This window comes from Thermosipho atlanticus DSM 15807, assembly GCF_900129985.1.
GTDB classification, from domain to species: domain Bacteria; phylum Thermotogota; class Thermotogae; order Thermotogales; family Fervidobacteriaceae; genus Thermosipho_A; species Thermosipho_A atlanticus.
Window position 1 is genome coordinate 164,625 of record NZ_FQXN01000004.1, and the last position, 26,727, is coordinate 191,351.

Here is a 26,727-nt window from a genome sequence, read left to right on the forward strand (position 1 = left end):
ATCCCTCCATATGTTTTTATAATTTAAAGTAAATTTGCTGCTTCAGTTGCAAGTGGAGATCTTTCACCTTTGACTAGGACAACGTGTGCAGATAATTTACTATTTAAAAATTTGGTAGCTGCATATACAAGTCCATTGCTATCCTTATCTAAGTAAGGTGTATCAATTTGATATGGATCACCAAGGAGAACTACTTTTGTATTTTCTCCTGCTCTTGTTAATATAGTTTTTATTTCATGGGGTGTTAAATTTTGGGCTTCGTCAATTATGATAAATTGATTTGGAATAGATCTTCCACGTATGTACGTTAACGCTTCAATTTCTATGATATCTTTTTTCATAAATTCTTTCATATTGATGTTCGAGAGTTTAAACAAATATTCTAAGTTATCGTATATTGGTGACATCCATGGACGCATTTTTTCTTCGAAGCTTCCAGGAAGGTATCCAATGTCTTTTCCACCAAGAGCTACTAATGGTTTTGCAACAATTATTTTTTCATATTTTCTTTCTATCACAGTTTTTTGAAGGGCACATGCAAGTGAAATAAATGTTTTACCTGTTCCTGCCATACCTATTAATGAAACAAGTTTTATATCATCATTTAACATTGCATCCATTGCAAAAAATTGTTCTTTGTTTCTTGGTTTTATTTTCCACACTACAATGTCTTTATGAATTTCGAAAATATTTTCTCCATCAAATCTATAGTACTTATTATTGTCTATCAAATAAACATTAGGATACAAAGATTTTTTATCTATATGCTCTATGTTTGATGTTTCAAAGTATCCGGGATTTAGATTTGAGAGGTTAGATCTGTCGGTTAAATAATCTTGGGAGGGTATTCCTAATGCATCTGCTTTAACTCTTAAATTTATGTCTTTTGATACAAGAAAGGTGGGAATTTTAGAATTTTTCATTATGTGGAGCGTATAAACGAGAATCCAATTGTCAACATATTTTTCAAATAAGAAGTCTACTTTCTCTGGAATATTTCTTTCAAGGGTTAAAACTTTTAAAGTTCCTCCATTTTTTAGTTTAATACCTTTTGATAATTTTCCGTGTTGTCTAAGACTGTCCAATTCTCTTATAACTTCTCTTGCGTATTTTCCTAAACTACCTGAATGTTTTTTTAATTTGTCCAATTCTTCAAGAACGGGTAAAGGGATAATTACATTGTTGTCTTGAAAGGCATATATTGATTGAGGATCGTGAATCAAAACATTTGTATCAAGTATAAAGTTTTTTTTCATGGTTTTCCACCCCACTTTCTGATAAATTCTGATAAATTTTCACTTCCAATTTTTTCTGTAAGTTTTATAAAGACCTTAGCGGTAAGTAAAGCATCATCTAGTGCTCTATGAGGAACTTTAGTTCCTATCTTAAATTCGTTTATCAAGCTTTCCAAAGATCTCTTTTTGCCATATATTACCTGACACATTTCTAAAGTATCAATGTATCTAAAATTAATAGGAAATTCTCCTATTTCTTTCGTTGCAAAGTCTATAAAAGATAAATCGAAATATGCATTATGCATCACAAAAATTGTATCCTTTGCATATGCCCTAATGTTTGATACAACATTTTCAATGCTTGGTGCATTTTCAATTTCTGTGTTTGAGATGCCGTGTATTTTTTGAGTTAATGCAGGGATTTTTATATGGGGATTTACAAGAGAGTGATATATCCACTTTTCAATTATTTTATTTTTATACACTGGAACAATTGCAATTTCAACAATTCTATCACCAAAAAAGGGGTTTAATCCAGTAGTTTCTGTGTCCATAACGCAGTATACATTTTCATCTTGCACGAATTCCACCCAATCTAATTAGAATTTTAAATCAACATAAAAGCTTTTAAAATCCGAGTCGAAACCAAAACTTACTCTCCAATCTTTTTGACCGTATCCAATTTTTATAGAAATGTTTTTAATATCTATAGGTTTAGAAAAGTCATAATATGCTTCAAAAGAATAACCAATTGGTTTAAAATATGAATACCCAACAATTGGGCCGTTGTACATACCTTCATTATTATACCCCAAATTATATCCAAATACAATTGAATTAAAATGATCAAGTTTAATATATGTTTTTTCTGTAAGTTCAAAGACAAAATTAGTACCTGAAGATAACTGGGTTATTAGTTTTGGAGATATATCAAAATATAGTTGACCTAAAATATCAAAGATTGTTCCAACTTCTAATGTTATATTTATACCATCAAGATTATTAACAAACCCGGCCTGTAAATAATATACTCCTCTGTCTAAAAGTGAAATATTTTCACTTATTTTTTTTGAAGCTGCAATTACTTTCTCAGCGTATTCCAAGCCTTTCTTTTTCATTTCTTTATCTTTATTAAAATTTGTTTCACCTACGTTATAAATTGCAAGAGCAGTTGAAATATCACCATACTTTTCATAGTAAAATCTTAACATACGGTCAGCTCCAAGTAGTGCTTGAAATGGATTCCAAGCATTTACAACACCAAAGTCTTTTGCTGTGTCTGGTTTGAATTGTGCAATTCCCATAGCACCAACGTAAGATAAAGCATGAATGTTGAAACCAGATTCAATGTATGCAAGGCCTTTAATGATATTTGGATATCTCATTGTTTCAGTAAATGTATCGAATGAAACAATTTTGTAAATAATTGGGTAATATATGGAAATTTTTCCTCCATTAGTATAAAATTGAATTTGCATACCAGGTTTTGTTTCGGTTAAAAAATTTATTGGGTCGTTTAGTAAACCGAACAGTAAGGATGGAAGCAGTATAAGTATAAAAAACAATTTTTTCATGTTTTTCCCCCCTTAACAATATATTACCATAAATTTTAAAGCAATTTATTGTATGAGGTGTGAAAATGGATTGGAAAGTAAAGGTAAAAGATGTAATTGCTAACAAGAGAATGAAATTGGAAGGTTTTTATGAAAGAGAATATATGGATTTTCATACAGGAACCTACAAAGTAATTGAAGGTAAGTTTTATGTTAAAATTTCTTTAGTATACTCAGATGGAACAATAATTGTAGGTGGATTTGTTAAAGGAAAAGTCGAAAGACCCTGTGATAGGTGTCTTGAGTTATCTATATTAGAAATAAATGGAACAATCGAAGGAATATACGACTTGAAAAATGAACCAAATTTTAAAGATTCTGAAATGGAAAATTTAAAAAATGTGATATACTATAAAGGCGACGTGATAGATTTAGAAGATAGAATAATTGAAGCGCTGGTTGTAAGTGCACCAGATGTATTTCTTTGTAAAGAAGATTGTAAAGGATTGTGCCCGTTTTGTGGAGAAAATTTGAATAAAAATCCTGGGCACAAATGTCCTGAAAAAGAAAGATTTGAAGAAGAATTTGTAGATGTTAGGTTTAAAAAGTTAATGAAATTAAAAGATGAATTGAAAAACAACAACAATAATTAAATTAAAAAAGGAATTAAGAGGAGGGATATTATGGCAGTTCCAAAACAAAAAAGGTCAAGAAGTAGAACACATCACAAAAGAGCAAAAATTTACAAAGCATTTTCTGTGCCAGTATCAGTTTGTCCAAATTGCGGTGCGCCAAAACTTCCCCATAGAGTATGTTTGAGTTGCGGGTACTACGGTAAAAAACAGGTGTTTGAAGTCGCACAATAATCATGAGAAAGATAGCAATTGATATAATGGGAGGAGACAATGCGCCAGCGGAAATACTTGCTGGCGCCCTTTCTTTTGCAAAAGATAACCCTGAAGTAAAACTTTATTTGGTGGGGCTAGAAGAAAATTTCAAAGATATTGATATACCATCTAATTGTGAAAAGGTTATAACAAATGATTTTTTGCCAATGGATATAAAGCCAACTGAAGCAGTAAGAAGACGCAATAGCACAATGTATTTGAGCTGTAAATTGGTGAAAGATGGAATAGCCGATGGAGTTGTAAGTGCAGGTAATACAGGTGCTTTACTTGCTTGTGCAACTTTTGTAGTTGGAAGAATTAAGGGAATAGATAGGCCAACACTTGCCGTTCCGATACCTTCATCAAATGGTTTTTGTGTTATGGCAGATGCCGGTGCTAATATTGATGTTAAGCCTTCAAATTTACTTCAATTTGGAATTATGGCTGTAGAGTATGCTAAAATACTGGGAAAAGAAAATCCTAAGATTGGGCTTTTAAACGTTGGAACGGAAGATAATAAAGGGACCGAAAGAGAAAAAGAAGCTTTTGCAATGTTAAAGAATGTTTTTAAGGACCAGTTTATAGGAAACATTGAAGGAAATGATATAAATACGGGAAAAGTTGACGTAGTTATTGCAGACGGTTTTGCTGGAAATGTTGCAATGAAAACCATGGAAGGTGTTGCAAAACTTATAACTGGTCTTATTAAAAATGAAACGAAGAAGAATATCGTAAGTATTTTAGGTGCACTTTTGATGAAGCCTGTATTTAATAAACTGAAGGAAAAGGTGGACCCGAGAAAATACGGAGGTACGTTCTTTATAGGTGTAAAAGGTGTGGTAGTAAAAGCACATGGTAATTCTGATAGAATAGCTATTTATAATGCTTTAAAAGTTGCTAGTAAGGGTATTGAAGAGGAACTTCCGGAGAAAATAAGGGGGGCCATTGAAAATGTGTGGAATAGTAGGAATAGTAGGAACTGAATTTAATGTAGGGGAACTCATTGATGATTTACAAAAATTAGAATATAGAGGTTATGATTCCGCAGGAATTGCATACATTTGTGATGGAACAATTAGTGTTACTAAATCTTTGGGAAGAATAAAAAATCTTAGGGAGAAGATAAAACCTGTTAGATCACTTGCAGGGATTGCACATACAAGATGGGCAACACACGGTGCTCCAAATGATATTAATGCCCATCCTCATACTGATTGTACCGGTAAAATTGCCCTTGTTCACAACGGAATAATTGAAAATTATGTTGAATTGAGAGAGTTTTTAAAGAGTCGAGGACATGAGTTCAAATCGGAGACCGATACGGAAGTAATTGCCCACCTTATAGAAGAACATTTTGATGGTGATTTGTATAAAGCTGTTTTAATGACGGTAAAAAAGTTAAAAGGTGCATATGCAATTGCGGTAATGCATGCTGATTTTCCAAATTTACTTGTAGCTGCAAGAAAAGGTAGTCCACTTGTAATTGGTAAAGCACCTGACAGACTTATTTTAGCTTCAGATGTCACTCCCATAATTAAATACACTAAAGATGTGGTGTTTTTAGAAGAAGGAGATTTAGCAATTTTAAAAGACGGGGAATTTAAAATAACTGATTCAAATGGGAATCTCGTATTGAGAAAAATTTACCACATAGATTGGGATGAAGCAGCTGCAGAAAAGTCCGGATACAAACATTTTATGATCAAGGAAATTTACGAAGAGCCTGAAGCAATTGAAAGTGCATTAGTTGGAAGGGTAACTTTAGATGGTCCAGTATTACATGAGTTGAAAGAGTTTGATTTAGAAAACGTTGAAAAAATAAAATTAGTTGCTTGTGGAACAAGTTATCATGCAGCTTTAGTTTTTAAATACTTTGTTGAAAAGTATGCAAATATAGATATAGAAGTTGATGTGGCTTCGGAATTTAGATATCGAAACATATATGTTGATGATAAAACATTAGTAGTTGCAATATCTCAATCAGGTGAAACTGCAGATACGCTTGAGTCGGTTAGAATTGTGAAGAAAAAAGGTGCAAAAGTAGTTGCAATTTCAAATGTTGTAGGTTCAACTATTACAAGAGAAAGTGATGTAACGGTTTACATGAACGCTGGCCCTGAGATAGGAGTAGCTGCAACAAAAACATATGTGAATCAATTAGTTGTTTTGTACTTGCTTGGTATGGAGATTTTGAAAAAGAAAGGTATATGGAACGAAGATTTAGAAAATGACTTTGAATTTTTGAAAAGATCCCCAAATTTATTTAGAAAATTACTTGAAGATTTCAAAATTGATGAGCTTGCTTCATATTATAAAAATTACAATCATTTTATGTACATTGGACGTGGAATAAATCATCCTACTGCACTTGAGGGTGCTTTGAAATTGAAAGAAATAAGTTATATAAATGCAACTGCTTATCCAGCAGGTGAGTTAAAGCACGGTCCAATAGCTCTGCTTGATCCAAAATTTCCAGTGTTTGCTATTGCACCGCAAGGGTATTTATATGAAAAGATAAAGAGTAATATTGAAGAATCAAAAGCAAGAAAAGCAAGAATTATTGCAATAACAAACGAGGGTAATGAAGATCTATTAAAGATAGTTGATGATATAATTTACGTACCAAAAGCACCTGATGATATGTATCCTTTAATTATGTCACCTGTAATTCAGATGTTTGCATACTTAATAGCCGATATGAGAGGATATGATCCTGATAAACCTAGGAACTTAGCAAAAAGTGTTACTGTAGAATAATAAAACAACCCCCCATTAAAAATGGGGGTTAATTTTTATTTTCCACATTCAACATTTGAACCTTTAATTTTTTCAACTGCGTGTGGAATTGCAGGCAGCAAAACGTTCAAGTTTTCCTTTACCGCTTTGGGACTACCCGGTAAATTTATAATCAAAGTTTTGTTTGCAATACCTACAATAGCTCTTGAAAGCATACCATGGGGTGTATGTTTTAAAGCTTCTACTATCATTGCTATTTCCATTCCGTATATTCTTCTTTCAATTACTTTTAAAGTTGCTTCAGGGGTGACATCCCTTGGAGTTAATCCTGTGCCTCCTGTAGTTAAAATAACATCAATATCTTTTTTTACTAAACTATTTAATTCATTTTCTATTAATTTTTCATCGTCAGGTAAAATTTTATAACCAACTAGTTTTCCATTTATTTTATTCATTAGTTCCTGGATAACCTTTCCACTTATATCCTCTCTTTCGCCTTTAAAGCCTTTATCACTTAACGTTAATACAAAGTATTTCACTTCTTTTCACTCCTTTTAAAGTTCCCACTTTTTCCTCCAGATTTCTCAAGTAAATAAATTTCTTTGATCTCCATTTCTTTGTCAATAGATTTACACATATCGTATATTGTTAATGCAGCAATACTGACAGCAGTTAAAACTTCCATTTCCACTCCTGTTTGTGAAAATGTTTTGGCTGTTGAAAAGATTTCTATGTTATCTTTGTTTATTTTAAATTCTATATCTATGTTAGATATAAAAATGTTATGACACATTGGAATAAGTTCGGAAGTTTTTTTTGCCCCCATAATGCCTGCAATTTTTGCAGTGGTTAAAACATTACCTTTTTTTATTTCTTCATTTACTATTGCTTTGATTGTTTCTTGTTTCATAAATATTTTTCCGTATGCTTTTGCTATTCTTAAAGAGGGTTCTTTATTAGAAACATCAACCATACGTACATTGCCATCTTTACCTAAATGTGTTAATTCTTCCATATTATCCCCCCATTTTATGCATAGGTATTGTTTTTTCTATTTCATTAAAATAATGTTTTTCAGGTTTTTTGTTTATCGCAAATTTGATTCTTTCTTTTAATTTTTCTTCATCGTGAATTACGTCTTTTAAGGAGATATGATAGTCAAAGGCTAGACAAGGATATATTAAGCCATTTGCCGATATCCTAATTTTGTTGCAGGAATAACAAAAATTATGTGTCATTGCTGATATAAATCCAATGTATGAGTTTAATTCTTTGATTAAGAAATACCGTGAAGGTCCAAAACCGAGTTTTTTTGTTATGGGAATAAGTGTATATTTTTCCTTAATTTTTGATTTTAGATTGTCTTCACTAACAAAGTTTTCTTCTTTGTAACTGTTTCCTACAGGCATTAATTCAATGAATCTAATGGGAACTTCAATTTTTGAAGCAAATTCAATTAAATCGAAAATTTCATTGAAATTAATTTTTTGAACAACGGTGTTTATTTTTACATTCATTCCTAAACTTACAGCTTTTTCCAACCCTTCTAAAACATTTTTTAAATCATCTCTTTTTGTGATTTTTCTGAAGGTTTCCCTATTTAAGGAATCAAGACTAATATTAATATTTGTGAGACCGTTTTCTTTTAAATCTTTTAAAAGAAATGATAAAAGGGAACCATTTGTTGTCATACTAAAGTTTCCAAAATATTTTTTTAACATTTTTGCGATTTCTACAATGTCAGGTCTTAAAGTAGGCTCTCCACCGGTTATCCTAATGTGTTTAATTTTCATTTCTTTTAGAACTTTTATTAATGTTTCTAATTGTCTTAGATTTAAAAGTTCATCATTAGGTAAAAATTCTGCATTTTCATCCATGCAGTAGTTGCATCTGAAATTACATTTGTCTGTAACTGATAATCTAACGTAATTTATGTTCCTTTTGAATTTATCAATCATGTTTACTACCTCGATTCTGTGTATTTCCAAATATTTTGAACAATTCTTATAATTACGAAAATAATCATGGATATGATAAATATCAAGGCTGTTAAAGCTAACGCTTGGTTTAATCCATATCCTTGAAATTTGTCGTATGTTAAAACAGATAATGTCATTGGATAGTACGCTAAAATAGCAACAGCTCCAAATTCTGAAATACCTCTTGCCCACATTAATAAAGATCCAGTTATCATTTCGTGTTTAACTAAAGGAAGGGCAACGTAAAAAAAAGATTTAAAAGGAGTTGCCCCTAAAGAACGTGCAACTTTTTCATACCTTATATCAACCTTTTTAAATCCATCCTTTACAGAACTAACATATATACTAAAACTAAGAAATCCCATTGCTGCAACAATACCCCAAAATGTCTGAACAAACGATATACCAAATATACTTGCGCCTTTGCCAATTAAGGAAGCCCTTCCTAGCGTTAGTAATAAAGCAATACCTGCAGCTGTGTGTGGAATAGTTTGCGGAATATCTACAATTGCTTCTAGAAAAGATTTTAAGGGGAAATTATATCTCGCTACAAAGTATGCAAATGGTGTACCAAAGAAAATAGCAATTAATGTGGCGATAAAGGCTGCTGAAAATGTTATTTTTACTGAAGTAATAAACTCCTTGCTTTTTGCAATTTCTATAAGTAGGTGATAATCTACATTTAAGAAAACTGTCAAAAATGGTAATATTATACTCAAAACAAAGATTATGCTAATAATCATAACTAGGTACTTGAACATTGTCACTCTTCTCCTTTTTTAGTGTACTATGAACAATTCTGTACACTGCACAATCCCCGATTATTTCACTTTTATCGTGAGTTACGTGAATACAAATTAGATTATATTCCTGACATAACTGGTGTAGCAATTCCAAAATTTCCATCTTTATATCCTGATCCAACGCTGATAAAGGTTCATCAAGTAATAATATTTTTGGTTTGGTTACTAGTGCCCTTGCTAAAGCAACTCGCTGTTTTTCCCCGCCAGATAAATTTTGGACTTTTCTATTTAATATATGTGAAATATTGAACCTGTTTACGATATAGTTGAAAAATGTTGGATCTTTAATTTTTTTCATTTTTAAGCCAAATTCTATGTTTTTTTTGACATTTAAATGTGGAAATAAATGATAATTTTGATACATAAAACCTATATTTCTCTTTTCAGGCGGAAGAATCGAAATATCTTGGTTATTAAATAATATTTTACCAGTCTTTAGAGTAACAAATCCAGCAATGGCTTCAAGTAACAATGTTTTCCCCGAACCAGTAGGTCCTAATATATAAACGTATTCACCTGGATTTACTTTTAAATTATTTACATAAAGTTTGAAATTACCAACTTCAATTTTTAAATTTTGAATTTGTAATTCCAATTTAGAACCCCCATATTTCTTTCAACTCTTCTGGTAAGTTATCAGGATTATCTACCAATACGAACAGTTCCATACCATTTTCTTTGAAAATTTTTCTTCCTTTATCTGAATACATAAATTTTACAAATTCAATTGCCGCTTTTTTGTTTTGGGCATTTTTGAGAATAGTAAAGCTAAAATTGATGGGTTTACCAAAAATTTTCATGGGATTACCATCTTTACCTGGTACTTCTACGGATACTTTCTTATAATTTTCTTTATATTCATCTGAAGAGAGATTAATTTCATCAGGAAGTTCTAAGTACTTTAGATTATATTGAAAGGCAACAGATTTATACAAAAATGCATAATCTAATTCACCTGCTTCCAGGTATGCAACAAGATCAATTGATTTTTTAAGGATAAATTTATTTTTTGCATTTATAAATTTTTCAAATAACTCATTTTTTGAATAAAAATCTTCAGCTAACTTCATTACCATCAACGTTCTATATCCTGCAGGATCTAGATCAGGATTTGAATGGCCAAATAAGACTCCTTTTTTGAAAATTATTTCATACCAGTTATTTTTGTTTATTAAATCACAGTATTTTGACTTGTTCGTGTATGCAAGAACGATACTATTGTTGGAAAATACCACATTGTAATTTGCATAATGATCATAAAGAAATTCAGGTATTATAGTATAATCTGCTACAAAGGCAAGATCAGCTATTTGATGTAACTCAGTTATTTTCCTTGCAACAACTAAGCTACCTGCTGCTACTAGTTTTACATCTATTTTTGGATATTCTTGTTCAAATGCCTTTGAAAGTTCGTGAAGAACATTTGTTAATGAACCTGCATGAAAAATTATCAGGTCTTCTGCGTAAATATTTAATATTACAAAGAATAATAACAGTAAAATAACACTTTTCTTCATGCGCTTTGTTCCTCCTCAAGGTAGAATATAACTTCATCGTTGATTTTTATTTCTCCTCCTTTAATCACTTTCAAAAATATTCCTTCAATTGGCATTATACATTTCCCTATTTTTTTGGAAATAGCACAAGACAGGTGACATTTTTTGCCAATTTGGGTAATTTCAAGTAAGGCATTGCCTATTTTGACCTTAGTTCCAATGGGGAACTTGTGAATTTCCCCGTTTTTAATTGTAATGTTCTCTGCGAAATCTCCATAATTTATTTCATAACCATATTTTCTCATCTTTTCAATACTTTCAGCTGAAAGCATCGATATTTGTCTGTGCCAATTCCCGGCATGGGCATCACCAATTATGCCCCAATTTTCTTTTAATATAGCTTTATCAACTGGTTTTTTTGTTTCACCTTTCTTTTCGGATATATTGATAGAAATAATATAGCTTTTGAACAAGATACTCCCTCCAAATTAAAAATTTCCTTTTTACTATTATATCACTGTATTGTTTATCAAAAATAGGTGTTTTTTGTAGAAAAACAATTATAGTATAATTATTTTAAACATTTTCCTGAATACTTAAAGATATTCAACAAAAGGAGGTTATCATATGAAAGATAGATTTCACACATTTATTCCGAGGTTGAAGGTATACAGTGATTTTTTTGATAAATTAGTGGTTAGAACGAAAGTTTTGGAGCTAGGTACAGAGGAAATCCTTGGATATGCAAGTGCTGAAGATGTATATTCACCTGAAAATTTACCAGGTTTTGATAAATCTACAGTTGATGGTTATGCAGTTATTGCTGAGAATACTACTAATGCAAATAAAAGCACACCGGTAGTTTTAAAAGTTGTAGGAGAAATTTATATGGGAGAAGAATTTAAGGAAGAAATAAGTTCAGGAGAATGTGTTAGGATTCCAACAGGTGGAATGTTACCTAAAGGTGCAAATGCTTGTGTAATGATTGAAGATACTAAAGAATTTAATGGAAACGTTGAAATATATAAACCAGTTGTTTCAGGTGAGAATGTTATAAAAAAAGATAAAGATGTGAAAAAAGGAAGTTTGGTAGTAAAAAAAGGGGAAACGATAAATATTGGACATATACATAATTTACTGAGTTTGGGTATTACAAAAGTAAAAGTTTTCAAAAAACCATCTGTTTGTATAATTCCAACGGGAGATGAAATAATTGAACCTTCGGAGAAAAGGATAAAAACTCAAATTAGAGATGGTAATTCATATGCGTTAATGGCTTGGTTGAAAAGTCTTGGTTATGATGTAAGGAAATATAAAGTAGTTAAGGATGATCCGGAAGAATTTAAAGAAGCGGTAAAATGGGGACTTGAAAACGGAGATGTTGTAGTTCTTTCAGGTGGTAGTTCTGTAGGGGCTAGAGATTATGCATTATCAACAATCGAATATTTTGGAGAAGTTTTGTTTAGCGGAGTTCAAGTAAAACCTGGGAAGCCAGTTATATTTGGTAAAACTGATAAGAAGTTGATATTTGGATTACCTGGAAATCCTACTTCCTTTATTGTTAGTTCTTATCTTTTCTTAATTCCGGTTTTGAAGAAAATTTCTGGACATGAAGATTTTTTACCAAAACTGACCTGTTATGTAAGAGTTACAGAAGATATACCCAATACTTCTGGAAGGGAAAAATTTGTGTTTGTAAAATTAAGAAATGAAGGTAATGAGATATTAGCTCAACCGATTTTCGGAGAGTCGGGAATTGCTTCACCAATGAAATTTGCAGATGGACTTATTAGAATTCCTTTAAATAAGGAAATTATTTATAAAAATGAAATATGCGAATTTTATTCATGGAGAAGTTAGTTTTTGCGATTTATTTTACAAATTTTATTTTGATAAAATAATAATATATGATTTTTGATTAATACATCTTACAAGGGAGGGATAGTTATGAAAAAATGGGTTGCTTTGTTTGTTGCAGTGTTAATTATTGGAACTATTTTTTCTGGAACACTTGCTGAAATAAAAGAAAGAGGAAAACTTATTATCGGAACAGAGCCAACATTTCCGCCATTTGAATATGTAAACGAAAAAAATGAAATAGTCGGATTTGATATTGATATTGCTCAAAAAATAGCCGATGAACTTGGAGTGGAACTTGAAATTGTGAATCTTCCTTTCGATTCCTTGATTCCAGCATTAATGTCCGACAAGATTGATTTAATAGTTGCTGGAATGACGATTACTGAAGAAAGGGCAAAAGTTATTGATTTTTCAATACCTTACTTTAATGCAAATCAGGCAATTGTTGTGAGAGGAAATGAAGGATTTATGCCCGCAACATTGGAAGATCTTAAAGGAAAGAGAGTAGCAGTACAGCTTGGTACAACGGGAGATCTTGTTGTATCAGATATAAAAGAAATAATGGTAACAAGATTTCAAAAATTTACAGATGCCTTTTTGGAATTACAAAACAAAAGAGTTGATGCTGTAGTGCTCGATGAAGCAGTTGCCAATGCATATGTAAAGACGTTTCCAAAATTTGTTGTTTCCGCTATTATTGATACAGGAGAAAAATATGGAATTGGTGTAAAAAAGGGAAACACAGAATTACTTGAATTTGTTAACACCGTTGTTTCGAATCTTTTCAAAAGTCCGTATGATTTGTTAGTCGAAAAGTGGTTTGAGGAAACTAAATAACACAGGCAGCAGAGCTGCCTGTTTTTGTTAAAGAAAGGGGTTGTAATAATATGGAAGCAGTATCGGTTGTATTTGAGAATTTACCTTTTCTTTTATTAGGAGCCTGGGATACTTTAAAACTTACTTTTTTTGCTGTTTTAATTGGACTTATCATTGGAACTTTTATAGGAATGGGAAGGCTTTCTAAAATAAAAATTATAAATATTCCATCAACTGTATATGTTGAATTTTTAAGGGGGACACCTCTTTTAGTTCAAATATCCATAGTCTATTTTGGTCTTCCTCAACTTGGTATTCAACTACAAGCTTATCCAGCTGCAATTGTGGCTCTTGGTTTGAACAGTGGAGCGTATATTGCTGAAATTGTAAGGGCAGGAATCCAATCAATTTCAAAAGGTCAATATGAAGCCGCGAGATCCTTGGGACTTTCACATTGGCAATCTATGAAATATATTATACTTCCTCAAGCTTTCAAAAATATATTGCCGGCACTTGGCAATGAGTTCATAACACTTACAAAAGACAGTTCTCTTGCTTCTGTTATTGGAGTTACAGAACTAATGAGAAGGGGACAGTTTGTAATAACGAGAACATTTCAAACTTTTTCTATATATTTTGGAATTGCCGTTATCTACTTTATAATGACATTTACAATTTCTAGAATAGTAAGATACGTAGAAAAAAGGATGGCGGTAGCATGAGTGGACAAGGAAATGTTGTTCTTGAAGTTAGAGATTTACACAAGAGTTTTGGACATTTGAATGTTTTGAATGGAATAAATTTGAAAATAGAAAAGGGAGAAACAATAGTTATAATTGGACCTAGTGGTGGAGGAAAGAGTACTTTTTTAAGGTGTATAAATCATCTTGAAGATTATCAAAAGGGAGAGATAATCTTTTTGGGGCAAAAAATAGATAGGCACACTACGAATTTAAATGAAATAAGGACAAAAATAGGAATGGTATTTCAGCATTTTAATTTGTTTCCTCATATGTCAGTTTTAGAAAATCTAATTCTTGCACCCACAAAAGTGAAAAAAATTCCTGAAAAAGAAGCTATAGAAAAAGCAAAAAAGATTTTAGAAAGAGTAGGTCTTATAGAGAAAATTGAAGCATATCCAGATAACTTATCGGGAGGCCAAAAACAGAGAGTTGCAATCGCAAGAGCTTTGATGATGGAACCTGTTCTTATGCTTTTTGATGAACCAACATCTGCACTTGATCCAGAACTTGTCGGTGAAGTTTTGGAAGTTATGAAGGATCTTGCAAGATCTGGGATGACGATGATTGTGGTAACTCACGAAATGGGATTTGCAAAAGAGGTGGCAGATAGAATAATATTTATTGATAAAGGGGTAATAGTGGAAGAAGGAACACCAGATGAGATTATGAAAAACCCAAAGAATCAGCGAACCAAAGAATTTTTAAGACATATTTTATAAAAAAAGGCAGGTTTTAAACCCTGCCTTTTTATTAACCTTTAACTGAACCTGCAAGAAGTCCTCTAATGAAGTATTTTCCGAGAAGAATGTATACTATTAAAGTAGGTAGAGCGGTTAAAAGAGCTCCTGCCATCTGAACATTCCATTCAATAACTTGACTTCCCGCAAGATTAACCAAAGCAACAGTTACAGGTTGTTTATCAGGGCTACTGGTAACAGTTACTGCAAATAAGAATTCATTCCAAATATTTGTAAATTGCCAGATTATAACCACTACAAATGCTGGGATTGAGATGGGAAATAAAACTTTGGTGTAAGTTTTAAAAAATCCTGCACCATCCATGTATGCTGCTTCTACAAGTTCATTGGGTACTTCACTGTAGTAGTTTCTAAAAATAAGTGTGGTGATGGGTATTCCGTATACTACATGAACTAAGATTAAACCGGGAATGGTGCCGTATAACTTTATACTTTGTAAGAACCTAATTAACGGGAATAATATACTTTGATATGGAATAAACATTCCAAAGAGTATTATTGCAAAAACAAGGTTTGCGTATTTAAACTTTATTTTTGAAAAAACATATCCGTTTATTGAACCAATAAACGAAGAGATTATAGTAGCTGGAATCGTAAGATAAAAACTATTTTTTAAATTTGGCCCAAGTTTTTGAAATGCTTTTATAAAGCCACTTAGTGACCAATCTTTAGGTAACTTCCACATGTCTGACATACCAATTTCTTGCAAAGGCTTAAAAGTAGTAGCAAGAAGCACGTAAAGAGGAATAAGTATGTACACAGAAATAAGAATTAGAAAAAAATAGGTGATTATTTTCCTCATCTTTTTTCACCTCTCAGACTGGTGACAAGGTATGGTACGATTACTACTGCAACAAGTAAAAGCATAATAATCGCGATTGCGGAACCTAATGCATATCTATTGCTTCTAAATGTTAATTCGAACATGTATATTGCAGGGACATCAGTTACGAAATTTGGGCCACTACCGGTCATTGCAAATACAAGATCAAATATTTTTAATGAGATATGTCCCAATATTATTAAAGCACTTAAAGTAATTGGTGTAAGGAGTGGCATTTTAATTTGCCAGAATATTTTCCAGTTGGAGGCTCCATCAACTTTTGCAGCTTCGATAATATCATCAGGAATACCTCTAAGTCCTGCTAGGTACATTGCCATAGTATAACCAGATAATTGCCATATTGCTGCGATAATAACAGGAATGAGGGCAAGATTAAACCTTCTTAGAGAATCAGTCGAGGTATACCAACCCCACATCAAGTTATCAAGTCCCAATTTATGAAATAAAAGGTTTAGACCTTGTGGGTTGTTAGGAAGAGTTCCTGGAGCAAATATCCAACTCCAAACGGTACCTGTAACAACAAATGAAATAGCCATTGGAAAAAGAAAGAGGTTTTGGAAAATTCTGGAGCTTTTTAAACCTCTATCAACCAAGATAGCCATTAAAATTCCAAGTGCAATTGTACCGAAAAGGAAAAATATTGTGAAAAATAAAGTGTTCCAGAGATCAATCTGAAATCTTGTATCTTGAAACAACCTAATATAATTTCTCAAGCCTACAAATTTGTATTCACCTCTTAAAAGTGCCGAAAAGCTATTCCAATTTGAAAAAGAAACTCTTAATGTCCATGAAATAAAGCCATATACAAATATTGCGATTGCAATTATTGAGGGTGTTAAAACGGATATTCCTATAACAAGATTTTTCTTTTTCAAAATCTTTCACCCCTTTATAAAAGCTGGGGCGGAAGATTCCGCCCCAATTATGTTATTGAGATGCTTAATCTGTTACGTAACCATTATCATCAGCAATCCAAAGAATTTCTTTAAATGTTTTGTCAACATTTTGTTCTGTAACGAAAATGTTAATTGCATCCATTAATGCTGTTGCAAAGGATTCTGGCGCTGCAGAACCGTGAATTATTGAAGGACATATTGTTTTGGTGGAGAAATCTTTCATTGACCATTGTAGGTAAATATCATATTTTGACTTATCTGCATCGATTCTTGCGGGAATTGACCCCTTGATTGGGTTGAATATGTCTTGTGCTTCCACTGTTGCCAATAATTTTAACCATTTAATAGCATTTTCTCTGTGAGGAGCATTTTTTGGAAGTCCGAAAGTATCGGAGACTAGCATGAACGCATTTTGGGTTCCAGGAAGAGCAAACCATCCAAAGTCTACTCCAGGTTTCCAACCAAGTGTTTTAAGATAACCTTCGGCCCAGTCCCCCATCATGTTTGCAAATGCTTTTCCCTCAAAAACAAGCCTTGTAGCATCTTGCCATGTAAGAGCAGAATGGTCAGAATTGACGTATTTCAATACGTCTTTCATAATTGCTAAAGCATTTTTAATTGCAGGATCGTTAAATGATGCTTCACCTTTCCAGAGTTTGTTGTATTTCTCTGGACCAAGCTCGGAAAGCATAATGCTTTCAAATAAGTGTAATGATGTCCACTTATTTTTGTCACCAAGGGCTATTCCCGTGTATCCCAATTTTTGTGCTTTATCAAGATACATCAAAAATTCTGCCCAAGTTGTTGGTTCCTTAGTCATTCCAATTTCTTTGGCAATTTTCTTGTTGTAGAATACCACATTTGCTCTGTGAACGTTCACGGGAATGGAATAAACTTCTCCTTTGTAGCTGACGATATCTATTAAGTCTTTTGGAAATTTGTCTAAAACGCCCATATCTTTCAATATCCAGGTAATTGGTTCCATGAGTCCAGGAATTACATAAGTATCTGTTAATTCCATTCCGGCGTGTACTTGGAATGAATCTGGTGGATTTCCTCCGAGCATTCTTGTTTTTAAAACAGCTTTTGCATTTGTACCTGCCCCACCTGCAACTGCTGCATTAATGATTTCAACATCCGGGTAATATTTATGGAATAAATCAAAAAGCGCTAAAAGACCTTCTTCTTCCCCGCCACCTGTCCACCAACTGAAAATTTCTAAAGCATTTTCAGCGGCAAAAATGCTGAACGAAAAGATAATAACGGCAAGAACAATAACGAAACGTTTCATCTTTACACCTCCCTTTTGAGTGTTCAACGATATTATTTTATCACAAATCTTAGTTGAAATTACAAAACTATAAAGTGTATGATAAAATATCAGAAGAGGTGATTTTGTGGGAAAAATTTTTGTCATAATAAATATTTTTATTTCTTCCATTATAATTAACTCTACTGCTCCTCTGATGCCAGTTTTCCAAAATTATCTTGGAATTTCTATTTCGCGTTCTTCATATATCCCTGTATTCGGAGTTCTCGGAACGACGATTTTTTCATTTTTAATGTCGATTTTGGTTTCAAAGTTTGGATTAAAAAAATCGAATTATTTTGGTTATTTTTTGTTGTTTTTGGGACTTTTGTTCTTTTCATTTTCAAAAAATTTTTTTGGAATAATTTTAGCTTCATTTTTAGCCGGAGCTTCAACTGCCGTTCTTTTTACATCTCTAACTACATTATTAATTCACCTTGAAAATCCTCGTTTTGGCTTAACACATGCATTTTTTGGCTTGGGAGGGATTGTCGCCCCAACGTTGGTTTCTTTTTCAATAAAGAGCAATTTTAGTTATAGGTATTTGTATATGGGATATTTTTTGGTAGTTATAATAATCTTTATCTGGAATATTTTTATAAAACTGCCGGATGCAAAATACGAAACTATGAAGTTTAATAAGATAAAGAAAACAATTTTAAAGCCCGTATTTTTTATTTCTATTATTTCTTTTTTCCTGTATTCAGGAAGTGAAATAGGGCTTGTTACTTGGTCCTCAAATTTGTTTATACATTTTGGTTTTTCTGAAGACAAGGCTGCTCTCGTAATTAGTATGTTTTGGATTTTTTATACACTTTCTAGGTTTTTAAGCGACTTTGTCTTAAAATTAATAAGTGAAAAAAAGATAGCAATTTTTTCTACGTTTTTTGCATCGTTTTTAATATTTTTCATGCTATTAACCAAAAATGCTTATATTTTCCCTTTGGTTGGTTTTACAATGGGATCTACCTTTCCAATGATACAAAGATATGCTAATATGAATTTAAACAAGGAAGAAGTCGGGTTGTTGAATGGTGTTACATATGGTTCTACAGGAATAGGTGGGATTTTGTTCTCATACTCTATGGGTTTTCTTTCTGATTTTAGCATTCCCGCAATGTTTGTTTTGCCTCTTGTAGGGTTAATATTAGTAGCGATTGTTCAACTTTTGTGGAAAAGGGGGAATAGAGGTTGAAGATAGGGATTGTTTTTGGCACAAGGCCAGAGGTAATTAAAATAGCACCAGTGTATTTAAAGGCAAAAGAAAAGGAAATAAATGTGGTTGCAATAGCTACAGCTCAGCATAGGGAAATGATGGATATGATGTTAAAAGTATTTGATATGTCTCCAGACTATGATATGAACATCATGACAGCAAATCAATCTTTAAATAGCGTAGCTGCAAAAGTTTTAGTAAAACTGGAAGAAATTATTAAGGAAGAAAAATTGGATTGGATATTTGTCCAAGGAGATACTACAACTGCAATGGCTGGAGCGTTGTCTGGGTTTCATATGGGAATAAAGGTTGGTCATATTGAAGCCGGTCTTAGAAGCGGTAATTTGCGAGATCCGTTTCCTGAAGAGATGAATAGACGGGTAATTGATCAAGTGTCCGATTTAATGTTTGCCCCAACAAAAAACGCAAAGAAGAACCTGTTAAAAGATGGATTTTCAAAAGATAGAATTCTTGTAACTGGTAATACAGTTGTAGACTCACTCATTTACGTTCAAGAAAAATTCGATCTTGATTCTATACGAAAACAGTATACAAGTGAAGATGATTATATATTAGTTACCTTACATAGAAGAGAAAATTGGGGAGAAAAGATGAAGAATATTTTAGAAGGTATAAAGAAGTTTTCCATTGAATACAATTTACCAATTGTATTTCCCGTTCATTTGAATCCAAAAGTAAGAAAGGTGGTAAATGAAGTACTTGGAGAATATGATAAAGCAATTTTACTTGAGCCGGTGGATTATATTTCATTTTTGAGTTTGTTAAAAGGTGCAAGGATTGTAGCTTCTGATAGTGGAGGAATACAGGAAGAAGCTCCAAGTTTTGGAAAATTTGTCGTTGTATGCCGAAATACCACGGAGAGACCAGAACTAATTGAAAGTGGGTACGGCATTTTGGCTGGAACTGAGAAGTTATCGGTTTTTAAGGCACTTGTAAAAGGTTTTAATGTAAAGGTTGATAAGTCAAGGAATCCTTTTGGTGATGGTAAAGCATCAATACGAATTTTGGAAGCTGTGTTATAATTTTAATGTAGAAAGGTTAAAGGGGGTACAAAGTGAGAGAGTATCTTTTTCCCATCCTTTTGGGATACTTTATTGGTGCAATTCCTTTTAGCTTTATAATTGCAAAGATTAAAGGAATTGATCTCAGAAAAACAGGTAGTGGTAATGTAGGTGGCACAAATGTACTAAGAAACGCGGGAGCCTTATACGGTGGTATTGCGTTTTTTCTTGATATTTTTAAAGGATTTGTTGTGGTATTGATCGTTAAAGATTTGGGAATTAATGCTCAGCTTTTGGCGGGAAGTTTTGCAGTCTTTGGTCATTGCTTTCCAATTTATTTGAAATTCAAAGGAGGTAAGGGTGTAGCGACTACCCTTGGGATGTTTTTTGGAGTTTATCCTTTATCTGGAGCCGTGTTCTTTGGGATATGGCTTTTAGTTGTTGGTGTAACTCAATATGTATCATTAGCTTCAATTATTGCACTTTTAAGTGCAAGTATATTTACACTTTTAGCAGGTAAAGATTACTGGTTAATCTTTCTTGCGCTTTCATTATTTTCTATTTTAAGACATAGGTCAAATATTCAAAGGTTAGTAAATGGTGCTGAGCGAAAAACGGATGTAATTGACATTTTCCTTAAGATTAGAAGCAGAAAAAAGGGATAGGGGGTTTGTAAATGGAAAATACCATTATTCCAGAAGGTTTGCTGGTTTATTTAAGGCCTGTAATAGAATACTGGTATTATTCTTTAATTATTGGTATATTTTTGGTTTTTGCGGCAAAGTTTGTTGAAAAAATTTCTATAGCCTTACTTGGATTTTTACTAGGTATAAATGTGTTATTCCCCGTCTTATTAAACCAATTTCCTCAACTTAACGAATTGCTTACAGACCCAGCGTATTATCAAATTTCAATGTTAGTGTTTGGTGTGATTGTTGCTGCCGTGTTGTTTGCTTTGTATAAATCCTTTGTGTTTATTGCAGGATTTGGTGTTGTTGGTATTATAGGATACTACCTTGCAGATTTTACTATTCAATTTTTTGATATACAACTTAATTTTAATCCGTTATATATTACCGCTTTAATAGGAGTGATTTTGGGGTTAATTGGTGGAATTATTTCAACAAAAAAGAGTTCTGAAGTTATTTCAATAATGTCCATTGTTGTAGGTTCAGCAACTTTAAGCGCAGTTGTGGTTGGGTTAATTACACGTAACAACATTGAAGAGAAAATCACAGAACCATTATACTCTTCAATTTTCATAGGAGTGTTTTTAGCACTTGTAATACTTGGATCAGTGTGGAATTTTAAGAGATCAAAGAAGTCGGAGGTGGCGTAAGTTGAGGCTTTCAATAGAGTGGTTAAGAGATTTTGTCAATGTTTCCGCATCTGCTGAAGAAATTGCCGAAAAATTCAGTCTGAGTGGTAATAATATAGAGGAGATGATATCTCCGTTCAATGTTTCTGGGAAGATAGTTGCTGGAAAAGTAATAGAAGTTCAAAAGCATCCAAATGCTGATAGACTTATTGTCTGTAAAGTAGATATTGGTAATGAGATAAAGACAATTGTTACGGGAGATTTAAGTGTAAAAGAAGGAGATATAGTTCCCCTTGCACTTGAGGGAGCAAGACTAGGTGACTTAGTAATTACTCCCAGGAAAATGAGAGGTATTTTATCAGAAGGAATGATGTGTTCCCTTGAAGAATTGGGTTTAGAAGAAAAATCTGATTCAGTGTATAGATTTAAGGAAAAACTAGAACCGGGCACGGATATAATTTCGTATTTGAAATTAGATGACAAAGTTTTGGACGTTGAAATTACACCAAACAGGCCAGATTGTTTGAGTGTAATAGGACTTGCAAGGGAAGTATCTGCACTTTTTGATGTAGATTTAAAAATGCCAAAAGGTACTTTTGAAATAGATGGCGACTGTGATGTTTCAGTTGAGATTGAAAGTGAAGGATGTTGGAGATATACTGCTAGAGTTGTAAAGGGAGTAAAAGTTGAACCAAGTCCTCTTTGGCTTCAAAGAAGGCTTATAGCAGCTGGAATTAGACCAATAAATAACGTAGTTGATATAACAAACTATGTTTTACTTGAAACAGGACATCCCGTGCACGCTTTTGATTTGAACCTTCTTTCAAGTAAGAAGATTGTTGTTAGAGACGCAAGAAAGGGTGAGAAAATTCTTCTTTTGGATGGAAAGGAGTATGAACTTACAGGAGATGAAGTTCTGATTACCGATGGCGAAAGACCTCTTGCACTTGCAGGAATAATGGGTGGGGAAGAAAGTGGAGTTAATGAAAATACAACAGATGTATTACTTGAGGTTGCTATGTTTGATCCAGTAAGGATAAGGAAGACTGCAAAAAACCATGGTATTATGTCGGAATCTTCTTACAGGTTTGAGCGAGGAGTTGATCCTAATGATTCTGAGTATGTTATAAACAGACTTTCAGAGTTATTGTACAAACTTGCTGGAGGTATTTCAACAAACATTGTTGATGTTTACCCAAAGAGAATAGAACCAAGAGTGATAAATTACCCAAAAGATTTAACTGTTAAAGTAATTGGAGAAGATATTGATGAAAATGTTCAGAAAAAAATTCTTGAAAGACTTGGGTTTAAAGTTGAAGATATAGATGAAAAATCTTGGAAAATTACTGTTCCTACCTTTAGATATTTTGATGTTGAAAGACCTATAGATATTGTTGAGGAAATTTCAAGGATATACGGAAACGATATGCTTGAAGGTGAACCATTTAGGATTTTAGTTGGTGGTACTGGAAGAACTAAGAAACAAAAGTTAAGATACAAATTGAAAGAACATATGATTTCTGAGGGATTCAGTGAAGCAATAACTTTAACATTTGTCTCGGAAGCAATAGTTGATAGATGGAATTTTGTAAACGAAAAGGTGAAAATTAAGAACCCAATCAACGAAGAGATGGATGTTGTGAGACCTACATTAATATATGGCCTTCTTGGTTCTCTATCGTACAATTACAAAAGACAAAACAGAGATGTGAAGTTATTTGAAATCGGAAAGGTATTTAAAGGAACAAGCGAAAATCCTGTGGATATTGAAAAAATAGCCGCCGTTGCTGTGGGAAGAATTAACAAATACGATTATACTGATTATAGAACATTTACATTTTACAATTTTAAAGGAATAATTGATAACCTGTCTAGTATTTTAAGAGTAAAATTTGAATACAAAAAAGCTGATATTCCAGGGTTTGTTCCCACTAGAACGGCGAAAGTTATACTGAATGGAAAAGAGATAGGTTTTGTTGGTATGGTAGATCCCGAAATTGCGGACAAATTTTACGATGTGAAGGATGAAATATATGTATTTGAACTTTCAACGGAAGATTTGTACGAAAATTACAAAGAAGTTCCATCGTACAGAGAAAGTGTTGTGTATCCTTCTGTTAGAAGAGATGTTTCTTTCCTTGTACCAAAAAGTTTTAAGATGGGTACAATAATCGATGAATTGTTTGAATATAACTATGTGGAAGAAGCAGGTGTTTCAGATATTTACACAGGAAAAGGAATTCCAGAGGGATTTACAAGTGTTACTGTGTATTGTGTATTTAGATCTAATGAGAAAACTTTAAGCGAGGATGAAATAAATGAAATATGGACAAGTATAAAGAAGAAATTAACTGAAAAGTATCCAATTAAGTTAAGATTCGAGGAGGTGTAACGTGAAGTCTGGTTTTGTTGCTCTTGCAGGTAAACCAAATGTTGGAAAGTCTTCTCTTGTAAATGCTATAGTTGGAAGAAAAGTATTAATTGTTTCTGATAAACCGCAAACTACAAGAAATAGAATTAACGTAATTCATACTACAAATGAGTATCAGATAATTTTTGTCGATACTCCGGGAATTCACAAACCTCTATATAGACTTGGTGAATATATGGTCAAGGCAGCTGTGACTGCCTTGAAGGGGGTTGATTTGATTTTAACTGTAGTTGATGCCAAAGAAGGTATAAGAAAACCAGAAAAGTTTGTTTTTGATTATGTAAATCAATCTGGTACACCAACGATAGGCGTGGTCAATAAAGTTGATCTTGTGGACAAAAAGATAGTGGAAAGTCTTGTAGATAAGATGAGGAGTGAATTAAAAAATTGCATTGAAATTGTAGAAACGTCAGCTATTAAGGGAGAAGGTATAAAAGAACTTTTGGATTTAATAGTGGAAAATATACCTGAGGGTCCTCAGTTTTACCCAGAAGATATGATAACGGATAGACCTTTCTCATTTATGGCTTCTGAGATAATAAGGGAAAAGATTTTTCAATATACATATGAAGAGGTTCCACATTCTGTTGCAGTTATTGTCGAAGAAATTAAAGAAAGAGAAAACGGAGTTTTGTATATAAGGGCAATTATATACGTTGATAGGGATAGTCAAAAAGGAATTATTATAGGTCATAAAGGAAGCATGATAAAGAAGATTGGTCAGGATGCACGCAAGGAACTGGAGTTTCTAACCAACCAAAAAATCTTTCTTGATTTACATGTAAAAGTAAAAAGACATTGGAGAGATAAGGACTTTATTATTTTAAACGAAATAGGCATGAAAGATGATATTAAAGATTGAAAAATTTAATAAAATGTTATATAATTTTAAATAAAGGGCTTGGAATTTTCCAAGGAGTGGTTATTTCTGAAAATAAAAGAGTTGTTAAATGCTTTAAATTCTTTAGTTTTAAATGTTAATTGCGATTTAGAAACGGAGATAAAACACATTTCTTCTTATTCTCGTGATTTAAAAGAAGAAACTCTTTTTATCTGCCGTGAGGGTCTCACCTTTGATTCCCACTCTATTATTGATAAATTGTACGATCAAGGTGTAAAAGTTTTTATTGTAGAAAAAGAGGTTTCTAGCTTTTTCCCTCATATCCAAGTTGTTGATTCGCGAATTGCCGAAGCAGTTATTGCAAGCGAATTCTATGGAAAACCTTTTGAAAAACTTATCACCTTTGGTGTTACAGGAACTAATGGTAAAACTACATGTACGCATCTTTTTCATCATATAATGCATAGTCTTGGATACAAGGGAAGTATAAGTGGTACAGTGCTAAACGATATAATGGGAGATAAATTCTACCATCATAACACTACACCAAGTTCAATAGAGATTTTGAGAAATATGGCAAAAACGGTTAATAACGGCGGGCAATATTACGGTATGGAAGTTTCATCCCATGCACTTGCACAGTATAGAGTGGAAAGCATACGGTTTGACGTTGTAGGTATTACTAACATCACTAGAGATCACCTTGATTTTCATAAAACATTTGAAGATTATAAAAAGGCAAAGTTACATATTTTAAATCTTTTAAAACCAGAAGGTGTTGCAATTGTTAATCATGAATATTTGAAAGATATTAAAAATAACAATGTGAGAATAGTTACATTTGGAGTAGATAGAAATTCTGATTATGTTATTAAAGAAGTAACAACCAATTGGTCAGGTACATTTTTTAAGTTAGATACTCCATACGGTCCAAAAAGTATCTCTTCTCAGTTAATTGGAGAGTATAATGCATTTAATATAACTCTTGTCCTTGCCGCTTTAGTTGAAATTGGATATGACATTGACGAAGTTATAAATGTAATTTCAACATTTAGAGGAGTAGATGGTCGTTTTGAGATTATTCACGAAGCTAGAAAACTTGGAATAGAAGTAATTGTTGATTTTGCTCACACCCCCGATGCTCTTGAAAAGATTATTCTTTCATTGAGAAAACTTTCTAAAGGAAGAATAATAACGGTATTTGGTGCTGGTGGTCAAGCAGACAAAGGAAAAAGACCAATGATGGGTGAAATAGCTTCTAAGTATTCCGATATTGCAATAATTACTACTGATGACCCTCGTGGTGAGGATCCTAATAAAATAATTAAGGATGTAGAAAAGGGATTAGTACCAGGAAGTTTGTCACTTTCAATAGTTGATAGAAGAGAAGCAATTGAAACTGCTATTACTCTTGCTAACAAAGGGGATGTTGTTTTAATTGCAGGTAGAGGTCATGAACCATATCAAATATTTGATGACAATTACAAGAAGCCATTTAAAGATAGGGATGTTGCAATAGATATTATCTTTCAGAAAATAAATAAAGGAGAAAAGACATTTAAATGATGAAAGTGCTTCTTGTAAATATCGACCAAGAAAAACTAAAAAGTTTTCTTGGTGTTCCCATTGAATGTGTAAGTATTGAAAGTTTTAATGAGATTTCCTGTAAAAGTACAGGAAATTTATTTTTTATTTACACTGATACTGATGTGAATATACCTGGTGAATATGATGTAAAAGTGATAAAGAAAAATAATGAAATAACAGTTATGTTTGACAGAGAATATACTATTTCGTTAAATAGTGGTGATTATCATCTTTTAGATTTTAAAACTGACGGAACAATATATAGGTATATCTTCAAAATAGGAGATACAAAAGGTATTTATGTTTTAAAAAACAAGTTAAATGAAGATGAGATTCTTCATTTTCTGCTTTCCCTTTTTGTAATTGAGAAAATATTATAAAGCCATGAAAAGGAGAA

The 26,727-nt window shown here is 32.5% G+C and carries 29 protein-coding genes; 16 read left to right on the top strand and 13 right to left on the bottom strand.

What is annotated here, in order from left to right:
• Positions 1–23: 23 nt before the first annotated feature.
• The 3 genes from BUB65_RS06100 to BUB65_RS06110 are packed head-to-tail and all read right to left on the bottom strand — an operon-like array spanning position 24 to position 2,809.
• Entirely contained in the window at positions 24–1,256 is a 1,233-nt protein-coding gene (locus BUB65_RS06100; protein ID WP_073073244.1) for a PhoH family protein, read from the bottom strand.
• Positions 1,253–1,816 carry a 3'-5' exonuclease gene (locus tag BUB65_RS06105; RefSeq protein WP_073073246.1) on the bottom strand — a complete coding sequence of 188 codons (564 nt, stop codon included), beginning with the start codon at positions 1,814–1,816 and terminating at the stop codon, positions 1,253–1,255. The genes BUB65_RS06100 and BUB65_RS06105 overlap by 4 nt, the downstream gene beginning before the upstream one ends.
• Positions 1,817–1,834: 18 nt before the next feature.
• The gene (locus BUB65_RS06110; protein WP_073073248.1) at positions 1,835–2,809 is read right to left on the bottom strand and encodes a lytic transglycosylase domain-containing protein; all 975 of its coding nucleotides are present in this window, start codon (positions 2,807–2,809) and stop codon (positions 1,835–1,837) included.
• A gap of 65 nt (positions 2,810–2,874) precedes the next feature.
• On the opposite strand from BUB65_RS06110, the gene BUB65_RS06115 reads away from it, so the two are divergent.
• From BUB65_RS06115 to glmS, 4 genes are read left to right on the top strand one after another with little or no spacing between them, the layout of a single operon-like run.
• A complete protein-coding gene (locus BUB65_RS06115) occupies positions 2,875–3,441 on the top strand; it encodes a YceD family protein (RefSeq protein WP_073073250.1) in 567 nt (188 codons plus the stop codon).
• 30 nt (positions 3,442–3,471) lie between these two features.
• Positions 3,472–3,654: a 50S ribosomal protein L32 gene (rpmF, locus tag BUB65_RS06120; protein WP_073073252.1), complete on the top strand. Its 183-nt coding sequence runs from the start codon at positions 3,472–3,474 to the stop codon at positions 3,652–3,654.
• 2 nt (positions 3,655–3,656) lie between these two features.
• Entirely contained in the window at positions 3,657–4,658 is a 1,002-nt protein-coding gene (gene plsX, locus BUB65_RS06125; RefSeq protein ID WP_073073253.1) for a phosphate acyltransferase PlsX, read from the top strand.
• The gene (gene glmS / locus BUB65_RS06130; RefSeq protein ID WP_073073255.1) at positions 4,627–6,432 is read left to right on the top strand and encodes a glutamine--fructose-6-phosphate transaminase (isomerizing); all 1,806 of its coding nucleotides are present in this window, start codon (positions 4,627–4,629) and stop codon (positions 6,430–6,432) included. Before plsX ends, glmS begins: the two co-directional genes overlap by 32 nt.
• A gap of 35 nt (positions 6,433–6,467) precedes the next feature.
• Here glmS and BUB65_RS06135 read toward each other — a convergent pair whose 3' ends face one another.
• The 7 genes from BUB65_RS06135 to BUB65_RS06165 are packed head-to-tail and all read right to left on the bottom strand — an operon-like array spanning position 6,468 to position 11,162.
• Entirely contained in the window at positions 6,468–6,950 is a 483-nt protein-coding gene (locus BUB65_RS06135; RefSeq protein ID WP_073073257.1) for a MogA/MoaB family molybdenum cofactor biosynthesis protein, read from the bottom strand.
• Positions 6,947–7,426, bottom strand: coding sequence for a cyclic pyranopterin monophosphate synthase MoaC (moaC, locus tag BUB65_RS06140; protein WP_073073259.1), 480 nt, complete (start codon positions 7,424–7,426; stop codon positions 6,947–6,949). Before moaC ends, BUB65_RS06135 begins: the two co-directional genes overlap by 4 nt.
• 1 nt (position 7,427) lies before the next feature.
• Positions 7,428–8,369 (bottom strand): GTP 3',8-cyclase MoaA, encoded by a 942-nt coding sequence (gene moaA, locus BUB65_RS06145; protein WP_084728053.1) that lies wholly within the window; start codon positions 8,367–8,369, stop codon positions 7,428–7,430.
• Positions 8,370–8,374: 5 nt separating this feature from the next.
• The gene (locus tag BUB65_RS06150) at positions 8,375–9,151 is read right to left on the bottom strand and encodes an ABC transporter permease (RefSeq protein WP_073073260.1); all 777 of its coding nucleotides are present in this window, start codon (positions 9,149–9,151) and stop codon (positions 8,375–8,377) included.
• Positions 9,123–9,788 carry an ATP-binding cassette domain-containing protein gene (locus BUB65_RS06155; protein WP_073073261.1) on the bottom strand — a complete coding sequence of 222 codons (666 nt, stop codon included), beginning with the start codon at positions 9,786–9,788 and terminating at the stop codon, positions 9,123–9,125. The genes BUB65_RS06150 and BUB65_RS06155 overlap by 29 nt, the downstream gene beginning before the upstream one ends.
• Position 9,789: 1 nt before the next feature.
• Positions 9,790–10,710 (bottom strand): extracellular solute-binding protein, encoded by a 921-nt coding sequence (locus BUB65_RS06160; protein ID WP_073073264.1) that lies wholly within the window; start codon positions 10,708–10,710, stop codon positions 9,790–9,792.
• A complete protein-coding gene (locus BUB65_RS06165) occupies positions 10,707–11,162 on the bottom strand; it encodes an MOSC domain-containing protein (protein ID WP_073073266.1) in 456 nt (151 codons plus the stop codon). The genes BUB65_RS06160 and BUB65_RS06165 overlap by 4 nt, the downstream gene beginning before the upstream one ends.
• Positions 11,163–11,316: 154 nt before the next feature.
• On the opposite strand from BUB65_RS06165, the gene BUB65_RS06170 reads away from it, so the two are divergent.
• The 4 genes from BUB65_RS06170 (at position 11,317) to BUB65_RS06185 (ending at position 14,827) form a co-directional block, all read left to right on the top strand.
• Entirely contained in the window at positions 11,317–12,549 is a 1,233-nt protein-coding gene (locus BUB65_RS06170) for a molybdopterin molybdotransferase MoeA (RefSeq protein WP_073073269.1), read from the top strand.
• An 87-nt stretch (positions 12,550–12,636) separates the two neighbouring features.
• The gene (locus tag BUB65_RS06175) at positions 12,637–13,386 is read left to right on the top strand and encodes a basic amino acid ABC transporter substrate-binding protein (RefSeq protein WP_073073271.1); all 750 of its coding nucleotides are present in this window, start codon (positions 12,637–12,639) and stop codon (positions 13,384–13,386) included.
• Between the two features lie 50 nt (positions 13,387–13,436).
• Complete coding sequence (locus tag BUB65_RS06180) at positions 13,437–14,087, top strand: amino acid ABC transporter permease (RefSeq protein ID WP_073073273.1); 651 nt, start codon at positions 13,437–13,439, stop codon at positions 14,085–14,087.
• Positions 14,084–14,827 (top strand): amino acid ABC transporter ATP-binding protein, encoded by a 744-nt coding sequence (locus BUB65_RS06185; protein ID WP_073073275.1) that lies wholly within the window; start codon positions 14,084–14,086, stop codon positions 14,825–14,827. Before BUB65_RS06180 ends, BUB65_RS06185 begins: the two co-directional genes overlap by 4 nt.
• Before the next feature lie 31 nt (positions 14,828–14,858).
• Here the strand turns inward: BUB65_RS06185 and BUB65_RS06190 are convergent, their stop codons facing one another.
• The 3 genes from BUB65_RS06190 to BUB65_RS06200 all read right to left on the bottom strand — a co-directional run bounded on the left by BUB65_RS06190 (position 14,859) and on the right by BUB65_RS06200 (position 17,897).
• On the bottom strand, positions 14,859–15,668 hold the full coding sequence (locus BUB65_RS06190; RefSeq protein ID WP_073073278.1) for a carbohydrate ABC transporter permease: 810 nt from the start codon (positions 15,666–15,668) through the stop codon (positions 14,859–14,861).
• Positions 15,665–16,585: a carbohydrate ABC transporter permease gene (locus BUB65_RS06195; RefSeq protein WP_073073280.1), complete on the bottom strand. Its 921-nt coding sequence runs from the start codon at positions 16,583–16,585 to the stop codon at positions 15,665–15,667. Before BUB65_RS06195 ends, BUB65_RS06190 begins: the two co-directional genes overlap by 4 nt.
• Before the next feature lie 64 nt (positions 16,586–16,649).
• Positions 16,650–17,897: an ABC transporter substrate-binding protein gene (locus BUB65_RS06200; RefSeq protein ID WP_073073282.1), complete on the bottom strand. Its 1,248-nt coding sequence runs from the start codon at positions 17,895–17,897 to the stop codon at positions 16,650–16,652.
• Positions 17,898–18,003: 106 nt separating this feature from the next.
• Between BUB65_RS06200 and BUB65_RS06205 the strand changes: the two genes are divergently transcribed.
• From BUB65_RS06205 to BUB65_RS06240, 8 genes are all read left to right on the top strand, one after another.
• Positions 18,004–19,110: an MFS transporter gene (locus tag BUB65_RS06205; protein ID WP_159429138.1), complete on the top strand. Its 1,107-nt coding sequence runs from the start codon at positions 18,004–18,006 to the stop codon at positions 19,108–19,110.
• Positions 19,107–20,174: a non-hydrolyzing UDP-N-acetylglucosamine 2-epimerase gene (gene wecB / locus BUB65_RS06210; RefSeq protein ID WP_073073284.1), complete on the top strand. Its 1,068-nt coding sequence runs from the start codon at positions 19,107–19,109 to the stop codon at positions 20,172–20,174. Before BUB65_RS06205 ends, wecB begins: the two co-directional genes overlap by 4 nt.
• 32 nt (positions 20,175–20,206) lie before the next feature.
• Positions 20,207–20,818 (top strand): glycerol-3-phosphate 1-O-acyltransferase PlsY, encoded by a 612-nt coding sequence (plsY, locus tag BUB65_RS06215; RefSeq protein ID WP_073073286.1) that lies wholly within the window; start codon positions 20,207–20,209, stop codon positions 20,816–20,818.
• Positions 20,819–20,829: 11 nt separating this feature from the next.
• Positions 20,830–21,492, top strand: a complete 663-nt coding sequence (locus BUB65_RS06220; RefSeq protein ID WP_073073288.1) for a hypothetical protein — start codon at positions 20,830–20,832, stop codon at positions 21,490–21,492.
• Between the two features lies 1 nt (position 21,493).
• Positions 21,494–23,863, top strand: a complete 2,370-nt coding sequence (gene pheT, locus BUB65_RS06225; RefSeq protein WP_073073290.1) for a phenylalanine--tRNA ligase subunit beta — start codon at positions 21,494–21,496, stop codon at positions 23,861–23,863.
• Between the two features lies 1 nt (position 23,864).
• A complete protein-coding gene (era, locus tag BUB65_RS06230) occupies positions 23,865–24,764 on the top strand; it encodes a GTPase Era (protein WP_073073291.1) in 900 nt (299 codons plus the stop codon).
• Positions 24,765–24,830: 66 nt separating this feature from the next.
• Positions 24,831–26,309 (top strand): UDP-N-acetylmuramoyl-L-alanyl-D-glutamate--2,6-diaminopimelate ligase, encoded by a 1,479-nt coding sequence (locus BUB65_RS06235; protein ID WP_073073346.1) that lies wholly within the window; start codon positions 24,831–24,833, stop codon positions 26,307–26,309.
• Positions 26,309–26,710, top strand: coding sequence for a hypothetical protein (locus BUB65_RS06240; RefSeq protein ID WP_234946820.1), 402 nt, complete (start codon positions 26,309–26,311; stop codon positions 26,708–26,710). The genes BUB65_RS06235 and BUB65_RS06240 overlap by 1 nt, the downstream gene beginning before the upstream one ends.
• Positions 26,711–26,727: the final 17 nt, after the last annotated feature.

Excerpts from the sequence above, each read along its gene's own strand:
- BUB65_RS06100 (WP_073073244.1), bottom strand. The coding sequence starts at position 1,256 with ATGAAAAAAAACTTTATACTTGATACAAATGTTTTGATTCACGATCCT.
- BUB65_RS06110 (WP_073073248.1), bottom strand. The coding sequence starts at position 2,809 with ATGAAAAAATTGTTTTTTATACTTATACTGCTTCCATCCTTACTGTTC.
- BUB65_RS06115 (WP_073073250.1), top strand. The coding sequence starts at position 2,875 with ATGGATTGGAAAGTAAAGGTAAAAGATGTAATTGCTAACAAGAGAATG.
- rpmF (WP_073073252.1), top strand. The coding sequence starts at position 3,472 with ATGGCAGTTCCAAAACAAAAAAGGTCAAGAAGTAGAACACATCACAAA.
- plsX (WP_073073253.1), top strand. The coding sequence starts at position 3,657 with ATGAGAAAGATAGCAATTGATATAATGGGAGGAGACAATGCGCCAGCG.
- glmS (WP_073073255.1), top strand. The coding sequence starts at position 4,627 with ATGTGTGGAATAGTAGGAATAGTAGGAACTGAATTTAATGTAGGGGAA.
- moaC (WP_073073259.1), bottom strand. The coding sequence starts at position 7,426 with ATGGAAGAATTAACACATTTAGGTAAAGATGGCAATGTACGTATGGTT.
- moaA (WP_084728053.1), bottom strand. The coding sequence starts at position 8,369 with ATGATTGATAAATTCAAAAGGAACATAAATTACGTTAGATTATCAGTT.
- BUB65_RS06150 (WP_073073260.1), bottom strand. The coding sequence starts at position 9,151 with ATGTTCAAGTACCTAGTTATGATTATTAGCATAATCTTTGTTTTGAGT.
- BUB65_RS06160 (WP_073073264.1), bottom strand. The coding sequence starts at position 10,710 with ATGAAGAAAAGTGTTATTTTACTGTTATTATTCTTTGTAATATTAAAT.
- BUB65_RS06170 (WP_073073269.1), top strand. The coding sequence starts at position 11,317 with ATGAAAGATAGATTTCACACATTTATTCCGAGGTTGAAGGTATACAGT.
- BUB65_RS06175 (WP_073073271.1), top strand. The coding sequence starts at position 12,637 with ATGAAAAAATGGGTTGCTTTGTTTGTTGCAGTGTTAATTATTGGAACT.
- BUB65_RS06180 (WP_073073273.1), top strand. The coding sequence starts at position 13,437 with ATGGAAGCAGTATCGGTTGTATTTGAGAATTTACCTTTTCTTTTATTA.
- BUB65_RS06185 (WP_073073275.1), top strand. The coding sequence starts at position 14,084 with ATGAGTGGACAAGGAAATGTTGTTCTTGAAGTTAGAGATTTACACAAG.
- BUB65_RS06190 (WP_073073278.1), bottom strand. The coding sequence starts at position 15,668 with ATGAGGAAAATAATCACCTATTTTTTTCTAATTCTTATTTCTGTGTAC.
- BUB65_RS06200 (WP_073073282.1), bottom strand. The coding sequence starts at position 17,897 with ATGAAACGTTTCGTTATTGTTCTTGCCGTTATTATCTTTTCGTTCAGC.
- BUB65_RS06220 (WP_073073288.1), top strand. The coding sequence starts at position 20,830 with ATGGAAAATACCATTATTCCAGAAGGTTTGCTGGTTTATTTAAGGCCT.
- BUB65_RS06240 (WP_234946820.1), top strand. The coding sequence starts at position 26,309 with ATGAAAGTGCTTCTTGTAAATATCGACCAAGAAAAACTAAAAAGTTTT.